This is a genomic window from Mesorhizobium sp. M0626 (assembly GCF_040320665.1).
Taxonomy (GTDB): Bacteria; Pseudomonadota; Alphaproteobacteria; order Rhizobiales; family Rhizobiaceae; genus Mesorhizobium.
In genome coordinates, this window is record NZ_JAMYQD010000009.1 from 105,465 (window position 1) to 118,440 (window position 12,976).

Sequence of the window (12,976 nt, forward strand, 5' to 3'; positions counted from 1 at the left end):
GGTGCCGACCCTCCCCACAAGGGGGAGGGTAAGGCGCCTCACAGCGCCTGCGTCGTATAATCCCCTTCGGCCTCGTAAAGCCCGTCCTCGATCTTGGTCTTGTGGACGACATTCAGCTTGCCACCTTCGACCTTGGAGATGTTCTGGATGCCAAAACACTGGTGGATCTTGCCGTTGAAGGTCTTCGGCCCCTGCGGATGCTCCGGCCCTTCGGCGAATTCGGTCAGCGCCTCGGTCGCCTCGACCAGCTTGGCGCGGTCTTCCAGGCCCTTGTAGCCGGCGTCTTCCATCGCCTTCTTGACGACATAGAGCGTCTCCCAGCAGCCGAACATGTGGGCGGCGGTGGAGACGTCCTTGGGGTCGCCGACGGCAGCGCCATTTTCGTCGATGCCAACGGCGGCGCGGTAGGCTTTCTGCGCGGCCGAGTCATTGGCCTGGGCATAGCGCGGCGAGCCTTCCCAGAAATGGCTGCCGTCCAAAAATTCGAGGCCGGGGCTATTTATGTCGGTGGCTTCGAGCGAATCGATAAAGCCGAACAGCTGCGGCCGGTTGGAGCCGTAGAACTCGCCGAGTTCCTTGACGAAGGTGAGCACGGCGGGGCCGACCATGACATGGTAGATGACCTCGGTCTCGGCCGGGATCTGCGGGAAGTATTTGGTGAAAGACGACTCTGTCGGCGGGATGGCGATCTGGGCGATGACCTCGGCGCCTTGCGCCTTCAGCGCCGGCGGCAGGTAGTCGCGATGGTCGTAGCCGAAGGCGAAGTCGGGGAAGATCTGCGTCACCTTCTTGCCGGCATTGGCCGCGATCCATGGCGCCATCGACTGGATCTGGCTCTTCACATCGGTGATGCCGGGCTGGAAGACGTAGCGGTTGAGCTTGGTCGAAGCGACGTGGTGGCCTTCGCTGACGACGAAATAAGGGATCTTGTTTTCGCCGGCGGCCGGCGCCGAGCCGATCACCACATGCGAGAACAGCGTGCCGAAGACGATGTCGGTCTTGTGCTGGGTGGCGAACTTGCCGACCACCTCGGCGCCACGGCCGGGATCGGTGCCGTCATCCTCGATCACCAGTTCGACAGGCCGGCCGTTGATGCCGCCGGCGTCGTTGATCGCCTTGACCGCGGCGGCACTGGTCTTTTCATACCAGCGGCCATAGGCGGCGCCGATGCCGGTGCGGTGCGACTGGAAGCCGATCTTGATTGGCGCTGAACTCTGCGCCTGGCTGTAGCGGACGAAGCCGGGCGCGAGCGTCAGCCCGGCGCCGGCGGCGAGACCTTTCAGCGCGGTGCGGCGGCTAAGGGTGGATTTGGAGAGATCGAAAAACCCATTCTTGTCAGTCACGGCAGTTCCCCTGTTTTTGAGTTTTGACTGTCTGTAACGAGGCAAGGCCACTCCCTTGCAGGAGGGGCAGAAATTGCATGTGTACAAACTAAATCACCAAAGCACAGAGCTTGCAAGCGGGCTTTCCGCAAAGGCATATTGATCAGCTTGTCTCATCCGGCCGTCGGCGTGGCAAGCAACCACAGGCCGAAGATCGTGTAGGCAATCATCAGTATGGTGAGCGGCAACTGGCTGAGGGCGGCGCGCGATGGCACATGGTGCAGTCGCCAGGCCAGGCCATGGGCGACGAGCACCGCCAGCATGTGCCCGGCGATGATGATGCCGGCCTGCAGGTTCCACAGCCACCAGGCGGAGTCGGCGCCGGCGACGATGCCGGCCTCGATCTGCATGTCGGCGGCGCCGAACAGGTTCCAGCCCAGCGCGAACGGATCGGACAAAGCGGCGATCGCATACTGGCCGTCGACCAGCAGCGCCGTCAGATAGTGCGCGACATGATAGGCGAGCGCGATCGGCACGATCGACCAGACCAACAGCCCGGCGGCCTCGCGGAGGGAATGTCGGCTGCCGGCGAGGCGCTGGCCGAGGATGACGGCCAGCAGGAATGCCGCCGCCAGCAGAACGAAGGTCAGCACGAGGCCGAAGCTGCTAATGCCGATGAGCGCGGTGCGGCCGGGATATTCCAGCGGGTTGATGCCGGACAGGCCGAGCCAGAAGAAGGTTTTCGACAGGCCGTCGAAGGACACCGATGACAGGCTGAGCAGCAGGAAAGCGATGCCGCTTGCCGGCAGGGGTGCCGCGCCGAGCAGTTTTGAGCCCGGCCAGCAGAGAGCGAGCCGCCCGTGTTCATCGCGCTCGACGATGGCGAAGCGCGCCACCATGGCGAAGAACACCGTCAGGAATTCGCCGCGCCGGCTCCAATCGCGGTAGCCGAAGGCGAGCATGGCGATGAAGGTAAGCAACCAGTAGAGGCCGGCGGCATAGGCCAGCCGCGCCGGGTCGTCGGGCGCCGGGTCGATCAGCTCGAACCAGGCAAAGGCGAAGAGCAGGATAACGGCTGGCCAGCAGCCGAGCCATGAAGGCAAACGCAATTTCTGTCCCTCACCGCCACGAAGCTTGAACAGGCGGCTTACGATCCGCCACGGGCCATACCATGGATTCGGCCACGACCAGACATCGCCGAACAGGCCTTGCGCGATGGCAAGGCCGACCCAGAGCAGCGTCCAGATGGTCAGGGGCAGCGGATTGGAGAGCGGATCGCGGCTGCCGAACAGGCCGGCGGCGATGAGCGTTGCGAAACCGGCAAAGGAGATGAGGCTGATGATTGTGCGAGGGGTGTCGGCGAATGGGAAGAGCGGCAGGCGGCGGCGCCAGAAGCGGTCGAGGGTTGCGGGTGGCAGCAGGGCGAGGACGAGGAAGCTTACCGCGACGGCAAGCGCGCCGCCGGCGATGTAGTAGCCGGTCGGGAGGAGGAGGACGTGGCCGCGGTCGGAGGCGTGGGCGAAGGCAGGGGTGGGGAGGAGTGTGAGGGTGGGGGAGCAGGCGACATATGTCAGCCTGACGCGATCCTTCACACCCCCCTCTGGCCTGCCGGCCATCTCCCCCGCAAGGGGGGAGATTGGATGTCGCCGGGGCTTTCGCCAACTTTCAAGGGTAAAGAAAGAGGCGCGGTACTCGATGCTGCCAATCTCCCCCCTTGCGGGGGAGATGTCCGGCAGGACAGAGGGGGGTGGGCGGCAACTCACGCTATCGCGATTTCCATTTCGTCCAGCAAGGCACCCGCCGACCCTCAAACCTTGACCAGCTGCTCCACGCGGTCCTTCGCCCCAAAAATCCGGAGATAGCGCTCGATCTCCTTCTTGTCGCCCGTCGCTTTCGCCGGATTGTCCGACAGCTTCACCGCCGGCCGGCCATTGGCCTCCGTCACCTTGCAGACCAGCGATATCGCATCCAGGCTGTTGGTTTCGGTCGGCGCGCAGCCTTCGAAATCGTTGGTGAGGTTGGTGCCCCAGCCGAAGGACATGCGCACCTTGCCCTTGAAGTGCCTGTAGGTCTCCTCGATGGTTTCGACCTCGAGACCGTCGGAGAAGATCAGCAGCTTCTGCCTGGGGTCCTTGCCCTTCTCGCGCCACCAGTCGATGATTTTTTCGCCGCCTTCGATCGGCGGCGCGCTGTCGGGGCGGAAGCCGGTCCAGTCGGCGACCCAGTCCGGGGCGTCGCGCAGGAAGGATGCGGTGCCGAAAGCGTCGGGCAGCACGATCAGCAGGTTGCCGCCGTAATAGCGCTGCCAGTCCTGCAGCACCTTGTAGGGCGATTCCTTCAATTCCTTTTCCGACTTGGCAAGGGCGGCAAAAACCATCGGCAATTCATGCGCGTTGGTGCCGAGCGCTTCGAGGTCGTTGTCCATGGCCAGCAGCACGTTCGAGGTGCCGGTGAAGGCTTCGCCAATGCCTTCCTTGAGCGCCTCGACGCACCAGCGCTGCCACAGGAAGGAATGGCGGCGGCGGGTGCCGAAATCGGAGATGCGGATGCCGGGCAGCGCCTTCAAGCGTTCGGTCTTGGCCCACATCTTCCCCTTGGCGCGTGCATAGAGCACGTCAAGCGCGAAGGGACCGAAGGCGCGCATGGCGGCGCGGGAACGAAGCTCATTGATGATCGCCAGCGCCGGGATTTCCCACAGGGTGGTGTACATCCAGGGACCGCTGAAGGAGAGCTCGTACTGACCGTCGCGCTTGGACAGCTCGTAGTCGGGCAGCCGAAAACCTTCCAGCCAGGCGAGGAATTCCGGCTCGAAGATCTGCTTGCGGCCATAGAAATTGTTACCGCCAAGCCAGATCATCTCCTTCTTGGAGAAGCGCAGCGTGCGGGCATGGTCGAGCTGGTCGCGCAATTCGCCTTCGTCGATGTCGTCGGCCAGGCGCACCGAGGTGGTGCGGTTGATCAGCGAAAAGGTGGCGTCGACCTTGGGGTACATGCCCCAGATCATCTGCAGCATCAGAAGCTTGTAGAAATCGGTGTCGAGCAGGCTGCGGACGATCGGGTCCAGCTTCCAGGTGTGGTTGTAGACGCGCCGCGCTATATCGGTTCTTGCCATGTCCTGCCGTCGCCTTCGCTGCTCACGTCTTTCTTACGCAATTCCGGACGGGAAACCGCCGCACAGTTTTCCTGGAATTGCCGGGCAAGAGCTTATTAGCATTGAATTTTTGAAAGCGCCTCCCGCTTTCCGGGCTGGCCCGACAAAAAGCAGCCGCTCAGGTCCAGCCTCAACTCTTGGCGCCCACCACCCGCAGCGCCGGACGCTTCCTGCGGCTGCCGATGCGGCCGGCCACCGGCGCGTCGGCCCGGCTGTCGGCCTGTTCCTTTTCGGCAAACAGCCAGTCGACGAACAATTGCACGATAGGCGCCGAACGCATCTCGTTGCGGCAGACGACGTAGAAATCATCGACCGCCGGCACCGACAGGCTGAACGGCGCCACCAGCAGGCCCCTGGCGAGCAGCATGCTGGCGGTGACGGAATCGCCGAGAGCCACGCCATGTCCGTGCACCGCGGCTTCGATCGCCGTACGGGCGTCGCCGAGATGGTGGCGGCGGCCACGTTCGAGGTCGAGCCCATCGGCGGCGGCCAGCCAGGTGTGCCATTCGCGGCCATCATCGCCATGCAGGATGACATGGCCAGCAAGATCCCGGCAGATGCGGAGCGGCCGGTTGTTGATCAGCGTCGGGCTGACCACCGGGAACAGTTCGAGGCCCGACCATTTGCGCATCCAGCAATCGGTCCAGCTGCCGTCGCCATAGAGCACGCAGACATCGACCTGTGGGGCGCGGATGTCCTTGGGGTCGTTGGACGGGATCAGCGTCAACCTGATATCAGGATATTGCGCCATGAAGCTGCCGAGCCGCGGCGTCATCCACAGAAGCAGCAGCGCCGGCACGCAGGAGACCGACAGCGTACCGGCGCTGGCTGGCCTGGTCATGCGCTGGGTGGCGGCGGCGATGCCGTCGAAGGCGGTCGAGACCGCCGGCAGCAATTCGGCGCCGTGCGGGGTGAGCTTTACCCGCTGTCCGGTGCGTTCGAACAGTTTTACGCCGAGTGATTGCTCGAGCGCCTTGATCTGGTGGCTGATTGCGCCGTGGGTGACGTTGAGCTCACTCGCCGCCTTGGTCAGCGAGGCATGCCGCGCCGTCGCCTCGAAGGCGCGCAAGGGATTCAAGGGGGGCAGACGCTTGGCCATGAGCAACCGGATACTCTGTGAGATTTTCTCACAATCAGCACCGTAACAATATCAATTGATTTTTCAATGCGGCTGCCGGACACTTTGGCAGGTCAACAGCATCAATGACGTGAAATCTACAGGCAGCCAGCGGGACAGCGACCCGGCCGGATGATGGTCAGTTCGCAGATGTCGCCACGGCCGCATGCATCAGCCCGCAGGAGGAGACCGACATGGGTTATGACAGAGGCAAGCTGGAAGCCTTGCGCCGCAAGTATGGCGAGAGCCATGGCGGCGAGATGTTCGACCCGAAGTTCCGCAAGGTCGCGGACAAGATCTTCTCCAAGAGCGGCACAAGGCTGGCGCCCTATGCCGGCATCCCCACCTTCCTCGCCGCGCCCTACCGTGAAATCGCTGCCGACAATCCGGATTTCGGCGATTTGCAGGTGGCGATCATCGGCGTGCCGATGGATCTCGGCGTCACCAACCGGCCCGGCTCGCGCTTCGGGCCAAGGGCGCTGCGCGCCATCGAGCGCATCGGCCCTTATAATCATGTGCTGGAATGCGCGCCGACGCATGAGCTGCGCGTCGCCGACATCGGCGATACGCCGTTCCGCAGCCGCTACCGGCTGGAGGTCAGCCACGAAGATATCGAGCGCCGCACCAACCAGATCGTCGATGCCGGCGTGCTGCCGCTCTCGGTCGGAGGCGACCACTCGATCAGCCATCCGATCCTGAAGGCGGTCGGCAAAAAGGCGCCGGTCGGCATGATCCATATCGACGCTCATTGCGACACAAGCGGGCTGTTCGACATGACCAAGTTCCATCATGGCGGACCGTTCCGCAACGCGGTGCTGGACGGCGTGCTCGACCCCACCCGCACCATCCAGATCGGCATCCGCGGCTCGGCGGAGTATCTGTGGGAGTTCACCTATGAATCCGGCATGACGGTCGTGCATGCCGAAGAGGTGACGGGTCTCGGCATCCCGGCCATCATCGAGAAGGCGCGCAGAATAGTCGGCGACGGCCCGACCTACATTTCCTTCGACGTCGACAGTGTCGATCCGGCCTTCGCGCCAGGCACCGGCACGCCGGAAATCGGCGGCCTGACGACGCGCGAAGTGCTCGAACTGCTGCGCGGCTTGAAAGGCCTCAACATCGTCGGCGGCGACGTCGTCGAGGTGGCGCCGCAATATGACGCGACCACCAACACCGCCCATGTCGGCGCCCAGGTCCTGTTCGAGATCCTGAGCCTGATGGTGTTCAGCCCGGCGATCACCGCCAAGGGGGCCTGACGGATTTCACATGCAAAGGCGGCCGCCGCGCTGGAGCCGGCGGCCGTTTCCAAAACAAACAAGCTTCCAGAAGGGGAATACCAATGACAATCCAAATGAAATCAACCATCGCCGCCGCGCTGATGCTCGCCGGCCTCGGCTTCGCCGCCCAGGCCAATGCCGACGCCGTCGACGACATCACCAAGGCCGGCGCCATCAATGTCGGCATCTTCTCCGACTTTCCGCCCTTCTCCTCGGCCAGCGCCGATATGAGCATCAAGGGTTACGACGTCGACGTCGCGCAGGCGATCGCCGATTCACTCAAGGTGAAGCTCAATCTGGTCAGCGTCACCGGCCAGAACCGCATCCCGTATCTCACCGACAAGCGCGTCGATATCCTGATGAGCGTCGGCTATTCCAAGGAGCGCGAGGAGGTGATCGATTTCGCCGCCGCCTACGCGCCCTATTACATCGCCGTCATCGGTCCGGCGGCGCTCTCCGTCAAAGGCAAGGAAGACCTTGCCGACAAGTCGATCGCCGTAAATCGCGGCACGCTGGAGGATACGTCGCTGACCGAAGCGGCGCCGTCATCGGCCGACATCAAGCGCTTCGACAACTACAATTCCGTCATCCAGGCCTTCATCTCCGGCCAGACCCAGCTGATGGTGGTCGGCAATGATGTCGGCGCGCAGGTGCTGGCCAAGCAGGACGCGCTGAAGCCGGAGCAGAAGTTCCAGCTTTTGACCTCGCCTTCGCATATCGGCCTCAACAAGAAAGAGGACCGGCTGAAGACGGCGGTCAATGATGCGGTTGCCAAGATGCTGGCCAACGGCAAGCTCGACGAGAGCTCGAAGGCCTGGCTGAAGACGCCGCTCAATCCCGACAACCTCAAGGATTGAGTTCTCGTGGCCTTTGCCTGGCTCCCAGGTGCTGTGGGCGACATCGCGCGCGGCGCGGCCACGACGATCCTGTTGATCGTCGTGACTACGCTCGTGGGCACGCTGCTCAGCATCCTGGGCGCTGCCGGCCGGCGCAACGGCCCGGTATTCGTGAAGCGCGCCATCGCGGTCTATGTCGAGGTGATGCGCAACACGCCGTTCCTGGTGCAGCTGTTCTTCATCTTCTTCGGCCTGCCCAGCCTCGGCATAAGGCTCGATCCGATCCTGGCCGCCATGCTGGCAATGACGCTCAACATGGCAGCCTACACCATTGAAATCGTCGGCGCCGGTCTCGATGCCGTGCCCGGCGGACAAACGGAAGCAGCGCTTGCACTGGGCTTGAGACCGCGCCAGGTGTTCATCAAGATCGTGCTGCCGCAGGCGCTCAAGGTGATCTACCCGGCGCTGACCAGCCAGATCGTCATCATGATGCTGGAATCGGCCGTGGTGTCGCAGATCGCCGTGCGCGAGCTGACCTATGAGGCCGACATGCTGCAAGCCCGCACCTTCCGGTCCTTCGAAACCTATTTCGTCGTGACCCTGGTCTACCTCGTCCTGTCCATGGCCTTGCGCCGGCTGCTGGTCACAGGCGGGCGCCGCGTATTGGGGGCAGGTGTCACATGATCGAATTCACCTTCTGGGACATCGTTCGCAATCTGCTGCTCGCCGCCCGCTGGACGGTGCTGTTGTCACTGGCGGCCTTTGTCGGCGGGGCGCTGGTCGGGCTGATCGTGCTGTTCTTCAGGATCGCAGAGAATAAATGGAGCCAGCGGGTCGCTTCGGGCTACATCGCCCTGTTCCAGGGAACGCCGCTGTTGATGCAGCTGTTCCTGATGTTCTTCGGCCTGCCGATGCTCGGCCTGCGCATCGAGCCATGGACGGCAGCAGTGCTCGGCCTGACCTTCTTCGCCAGCGCCTATCTGGCCGAGATCTGGCGCAGCGGCGTCGATGCGCTGCCGCGCGGACAGTGGGATGCCGGCGCCAGCCTCGGTCTGCACCGCCTGCAGGAGCTCAGGCTGATCATCCTGCCGCAGGCGTTCTCGATCACAAGGGCGCCGATCGTCGGCTTCCTGGTGCAGTTGATCAAATCGACGGCGCTGACCTCGATCATCGGCTTCGAGGAGCTGGTCAGAACCTCCAACGCCATCAACAACGCCACCTTCGAACCGTTCAAGGTCTACGGGCTGGTGGCGCTGATCTTCTTCGTCATGTGCTTTCCACTGACGCAATACGCCCGTACGCTCGAACAACGAGCGGCGGCCCACTGACGCCAGGGGGCGACAGTGCGTGAAGGGAACCTGCCGGGAACGGCATCAACTGAGGAGAAACCAGATGAACAGACTGATCGGAAAATCCCTGACACGGCGCGGCGTGCTTGGTGCGGGCCTCGCTACAGCCGGCGTGCTCGCCATGCCGTCGATCCTGCGCGCGCAGGACAAGTCGCTGAAGGTCGGCGTCTATGGCGGCTATTTCAAGAAATCCTTTGACGAGCACGTCTTCCCAGATTTTACCAAGGCCACCGGCATTGCAGTGGAATCGGTCGCCGAGCCGACCGGCGAAGCCTGGCTGGTGCAGCTCGAACAGGCGTCCAAGGCCGGCCAGGCGCCAGCCGACCTTTCGATGATGTCGCAGACCTCGACGCTGAAGGGCCAGTCGACCGAATTGTGGACGCCGCTCGATACGTCGAAGTTCAAGCACTACAACGACCTCTTGCCGCGCTTCGTCAACAAATATCCGGATGGCCGTGTTGCTGGCATCGGCGCCGTCGCCTGGTGGATCACGCTGGTCTCCAACACCGACGTCTACAAGGATGCGCCGACCTCATGGGAGACGCTGTGGGACAAGGCCAATGAGGACAAGCTTGGCCTGCTGGCGCTTGCCTCGAACTCGTTCCTGCTCGAAGTGACGGCAAAGACCTTCATGGGCGGCACCAATGCGCTCGACACCGAGGACGGACTGAACAAGGCATTCGAAAAGCTCGCCGAGCTCAAGCCGAATGTCCGGCTGTGGTATCGCGACGAGGCGCAGTTCGAGCAGGCGCTGAAGTCGGGCGAGATCCCGATGGGCCAGTATTATCACGACGTCACCGGCCTCGCGGTCGCCGACGGCTTCCATGTCCGCTCGACCTTCCCGAAGGAAGGCGGCATCCAGGATTCCGGCAATTGGGTGCTGTCGCGCGCCTCGACCAAGGTCGACGAGGCGCATGCCTTCATCGACTATATGAGCCAGCCGTCGATGCAGGGCCTGATGTCGCGCAAGGTCGGAACCACGCCGACGCTGAAGAAAGAGGTGCTCGACCTCAAGCCGGAAGAGTTCGCAGCCGTGTCGTCGGATATCGATCCGATCATCCCGCGCTACGACCTCTATACGTCGAAGGCCGACTGGATCAACCAGAAGTGGACCGAGCTGATCGTCGGCTGAGCCGTTCGATCCGTCTGAACCACAGCGGCCGCCGGCATAGTCCGGCGGCCCCTTAGCAAACCCTCCAAGGGATGAGCATGTCCGGACTAGACATCAACGCCGTCACCAAAAAATTCGGCAACTTCGCCGCCGTCGACAATGTCCAGCTCAACGTGCCGCATGGCACGTTCGTGTGTCTGCTCGGCCCGTCGGGCTGCGGCAAGACCACGCTGCTGCGCATGATTGCCGGACTGGAGGAGCCGACCAGCGGCGCCATCGTGCTCGACGGCGAGGACATCACGCCTTTGCCGACGCACAAGCGCAATCTCGGCATGGTGTTCCAGTCGCTGGCGCTGTTTCCGCATCTCTCCGTCGGCGACAACATCGCCTATGCGCTGCGCATTCGCGGCGCCTCGAACGAGGAGCAGAAGAAACGCGTCGACGAGTTGCTGGGCCTCATCCATCTGACCGGCTTTGCCGACCGTCCGGTGGCCAAACTGTCGGGCGGTCAGCGCCAGCGCGTGGCAATTGCGCGGGCCTTGGCGCTGTCGCCGAAACTGTTCCTGCTCGACGAGCCGCTGTCGGCGCTCGACGCCAAACTGCGCGAGGCCATGCAGGTAGAACTGCGCCAGTTGCAGCAGCGGTTGGGCATCACCACCATCGTCGTCACCCACGACCAGCGCGAAGCCATGACCATGGCCGACCTGGTCGTCGTCATGGGCCACGGCAGGATCCTGCAGGCGGCGCCGCCAATCGAGATCTACCGCAAGCCGGCCGACGCCTTCGTCGCGGACTTCATCGGCATCACCAATCTGCTGCCGGCCGAGATCGACAGCACCGGGCGCACCACCATTCTGGGCACAGCCATTCCAGGTCTTGCCATGCCGGCGGGTCAGACCAAAGCGTCTGTATCGGTCCGCCCCGAGGATGTGCATCTCGGCAGCCCCGGCGGCTCGGCCATCACCGGCGAGGTGAGTTTCGTGCGCGATCTCGGCGGCACCATCGAGACCTTCGTCGACGTCGGCGGCACCAGCATCATTGCGGTGACGACGCCGCGCGAGCGGCATGACGTGCCGGTCGGCGCCAAGGTCGGCGTCAAACTGCCGCCGGCAAGCTGCGTGGTGCTCGGCGCATGAGACGCGAAGCGCCGAAGTCGATAGCCGACTACACGCCGCTGTTCTTTCCGGCGCTGATGCTGATCGTCTTCTTCGTCGTGCCGTTCTCGACGATGATCGCGGTGAGCTTCTTCAAGCGCAACCCGTCCGGTTTCTACACGCCGGATTTCGTGTTCGACAATTACGCCCGCTTCCTGTCGGTGTTCTTCGGCGGCGTGCTCGGCTTTTCGCTGCTGCTGGCGGTGCTGGTCGCCGTCTGCTGCGTCGCCATCGCCTTCCCCTTCACCTACCTTTTGACCCGTCGGCCGCGCCGCGTGCAGACGCTGTGGCTGGTCGGCCTCCTGTCGGTGCTGTCGCTGTCGGAAGTCATTATCGGCTTTGCCTGGTCGACGCTGTTTTCGCGCACCGCCGGCATCACCAATCTGTTCGTGGCGATCGGGCTGATGGACAAGCCGGTGGCGCTGCTGCCGACCTTTGGCGCGGTGCTGACCGGCATGGTCTACCAGGCGCTGCCCTATACGATCCTGGTGCTGTACCCCGCCCTCGTGCGCCTCGACCCGACATTGCTCGAGGCAGCGCGCACGCTCGGCGCCTCGCCGATCCGCGCCTTCTTCACCGTCGTCGCGCCGGCACTGCGCAACACCATTGTGGCGACACTGATCATGGTCTTCGTGTTCGCCCTCGGCTCGTATCTTTTGCCGCAGATTCTGGGACGGCCGCAACACTGGACGCTGTCGGTGCTGATCACCGACCAGGCGATCTACCAGTCCAACATGCCGTTCGCGGCCGCAATGGCGGTGTTCCTGGTGCTGATCTCGCTGGCGCTGGTCGGATTGACACTGCTCGTCGGACGAAGGGAGAACGCCCTATGACCGCGACCTTGCTGCGCCGTGTCTATTTCACCATCGTCGCTTTGTTCCTGGCGGCGCCGCTGATCGTCGTCGCCGGCGTGTCGGTCAATTCGCGCCAGGAGCTCAGCTTCCCGCCGGTCGGTTTCTCGCTCGCCTGGTACGCCCAGATCTTCACCGATCCGGAATGGCGGCTGGCGCTGATCCATTCGGTGACGCTGGCCGTCTGCTCGGCAGCCATTGCCGTGGCGGTCGCGCTGCCCCTGGCTTGGTTCCTGTGGCGGCGCATCGCGCCATGGGCGAACATCTTCCAGGTGCTGGGGCTTGCCCCCTTCATCCTGCCGCCGGTCATCACCGCGCTCGGCTTCCTCTCCTTCTGGGCGACGGTCGGGCTGTTCGGCCAGTTCTTCACCGCCATAATCAGCCACGCCATCTTCTTCGTGACGCTGCCGCTGGTGACGCTGTCGCTCGGCTTTGCCTCGATCGACCGCTCGCTGGTCGAGGCCGCGGCGACCATGGGCGCCGATGACCGCACAGTGCTGAAAACCGTGGTGCTGCCGTTGATCCTGCCCTACCTCGTCTCGGGCTACGCCTTCGCCTTCGTCTTGTCGCTCAACGAATACATCGTCGCCTACATGACGATCGGCTTCACCACCGAGACGCTGCCCATCAAGATCTTCAACGCGCTGCGCTATGGCTACACGCCGACCATGGCTTCGGTGTCGGTGTTCTTCGTCGCGGTGGCCGCATTGGTGTTCGGCTCGATCGCCAGGTTCGGCGATATACGCAGGCTGCTCGGCGCGATGTCGTCGGACGTGAACTGATTGAATTTGTAACAAAATCCCTCGAT

General features: G+C 63.5%; 12 protein-coding genes. 8 read left to right on the forward strand and 4 right to left on the reverse strand.

All coding sequences use genetic code 11. From position 1 onward, the window contains the following. Positions 1-38 precede the first annotated feature (38 nt). From NKI37_RS13085 to gcvA, 4 genes are all read right to left on the reverse strand, one after another. Positions 39-1,343: an ABC transporter substrate-binding protein gene (locus NKI37_RS13085; RefSeq protein ID WP_023683566.1), complete on the reverse strand. Its 1,305-nt coding sequence runs from the start codon at positions 1,341-1,343 to the stop codon at positions 39-41. A gap of 152 nt (positions 1,344-1,495) precedes the next feature. Continuing rightward, positions 1,496-2,938: a hypothetical protein gene (locus NKI37_RS13090; protein ID WP_352791461.1), complete on the reverse strand. Its 1,443-nt coding sequence runs from the start codon at positions 2,936-2,938 to the stop codon at positions 1,496-1,498. Between the two features lie 191 nt (positions 2,939-3,129). Continuing rightward, positions 3,130-4,434, reverse strand: a complete 1,305-nt coding sequence (pncB, locus tag NKI37_RS13095; protein ID WP_023683568.1) for a nicotinate phosphoribosyltransferase — start codon at positions 4,432-4,434, stop codon at positions 3,130-3,132. Positions 4,435-4,603: 169 nt separating this feature from the next. Beyond that, on the reverse strand, positions 4,604-5,572 hold the full coding sequence (gene gcvA, locus NKI37_RS13100) for a transcriptional regulator GcvA (protein ID WP_023671280.1): 969 nt from the start codon (positions 5,570-5,572) through the stop codon (positions 4,604-4,606). A gap of 212 nt (positions 5,573-5,784) precedes the next feature. Here gcvA and speB point away from each other — a divergent pair, with 212 nt between their 5' ends. The 8 genes from speB to NKI37_RS13140 all read left to right on the forward strand — a co-directional run bounded on the left by speB (position 5,785) and on the right by NKI37_RS13140 (position 12,950). Continuing rightward, the gene (speB, locus tag NKI37_RS13105) at positions 5,785-6,846 is read left to right on the forward strand and encodes an agmatinase (protein ID WP_352791459.1); all 1,062 of its coding nucleotides are present in this window, start codon (positions 5,785-5,787) and stop codon (positions 6,844-6,846) included. 83 nt (positions 6,847-6,929) lie between these two features. Next, a complete protein-coding gene (locus NKI37_RS13110) occupies positions 6,930-7,724 on the forward strand; it encodes a transporter substrate-binding domain-containing protein (RefSeq protein ID WP_352791457.1) in 795 nt (264 codons plus the stop codon). 6 nt (positions 7,725-7,730) lie between these two features. Further along, on the forward strand, positions 7,731-8,387 hold the full coding sequence (locus tag NKI37_RS13115; RefSeq protein ID WP_023671277.1) for an amino acid ABC transporter permease: 657 nt from the start codon (positions 7,731-7,733) through the stop codon (positions 8,385-8,387). Continuing rightward, the gene (locus NKI37_RS13120) at positions 8,384-9,031 is read left to right on the forward strand and encodes an amino acid ABC transporter permease (protein ID WP_023695893.1); all 648 of its coding nucleotides are present in this window, start codon (positions 8,384-8,386) and stop codon (positions 9,029-9,031) included. Before NKI37_RS13115 ends, NKI37_RS13120 begins: the two co-directional genes overlap by 4 nt. 64 nt (positions 9,032-9,095) lie before the next feature. After that, positions 9,096-10,184 carry an ABC transporter substrate-binding protein gene (locus NKI37_RS13125; RefSeq protein WP_023671275.1) on the forward strand — a complete coding sequence of 363 codons (1,089 nt, stop codon included), beginning with the start codon at positions 9,096-9,098 and terminating at the stop codon, positions 10,182-10,184. Between the two features lie 77 nt (positions 10,185-10,261). Continuing rightward, complete coding sequence (locus NKI37_RS13130) at positions 10,262-11,299, forward strand: ABC transporter ATP-binding protein (RefSeq protein ID WP_352791454.1); 1,038 nt, start codon at positions 10,262-10,264, stop codon at positions 11,297-11,299. Next, a complete protein-coding gene (locus NKI37_RS13135) occupies positions 11,296-12,150 on the forward strand; it encodes an ABC transporter permease (RefSeq protein WP_352652466.1) in 855 nt (284 codons plus the stop codon). The genes NKI37_RS13130 and NKI37_RS13135 overlap by 4 nt, the downstream gene beginning before the upstream one ends. Further along, positions 12,147-12,950, forward strand: a complete 804-nt coding sequence (locus NKI37_RS13140) for an ABC transporter permease (RefSeq protein WP_352762029.1) — start codon at positions 12,147-12,149, stop codon at positions 12,948-12,950. Before NKI37_RS13135 ends, NKI37_RS13140 begins: the two co-directional genes overlap by 4 nt. Positions 12,951-12,976: the final 26 nt, after the last annotated feature.

What these genes read in the sequence shown, in the direction of transcription:
- NKI37_RS13090 (WP_352791461.1), bottom strand. Translation starts at nt 2,938, where the DNA reads ATGGCCGGCAGGCCAGAGGGGGGTGTGAAGGATCGCGTCAGGCTGACA.
- pncB (WP_023683568.1), bottom strand. Translation starts at nt 4,434, where the DNA reads ATGGCAAGAACCGATATAGCGCGGCGCGTCTACAACCACACCTGGAAG.
- gcvA (WP_023671280.1), bottom strand. Translation starts at nt 5,572, where the DNA reads ATGGCCAAGCGTCTGCCCCCCTTGAATCCCTTGCGCGCCTTCGAGGCG.
- speB (WP_352791459.1), top strand. Translation starts at nt 5,785, where the DNA reads ATGGGTTATGACAGAGGCAAGCTGGAAGCCTTGCGCCGCAAGTATGGC.
- NKI37_RS13110 (WP_352791457.1), top strand. Translation starts at nt 6,930, where the DNA reads ATGACAATCCAAATGAAATCAACCATCGCCGCCGCGCTGATGCTCGCC.
- NKI37_RS13120 (WP_023695893.1), top strand. Translation starts at nt 8,384, where the DNA reads ATGATCGAATTCACCTTCTGGGACATCGTTCGCAATCTGCTGCTCGCC.
- NKI37_RS13125 (WP_023671275.1), top strand. Translation starts at nt 9,096, where the DNA reads ATGAACAGACTGATCGGAAAATCCCTGACACGGCGCGGCGTGCTTGGT.
- NKI37_RS13130 (WP_352791454.1), top strand. Translation starts at nt 10,262, where the DNA reads ATGTCCGGACTAGACATCAACGCCGTCACCAAAAAATTCGGCAACTTC.
- NKI37_RS13135 (WP_352652466.1), top strand. Translation starts at nt 11,296, where the DNA reads ATGAGACGCGAAGCGCCGAAGTCGATAGCCGACTACACGCCGCTGTTC.
- NKI37_RS13140 (WP_352762029.1), top strand. Translation starts at nt 12,147, where the DNA reads ATGACCGCGACCTTGCTGCGCCGTGTCTATTTCACCATCGTCGCTTTG.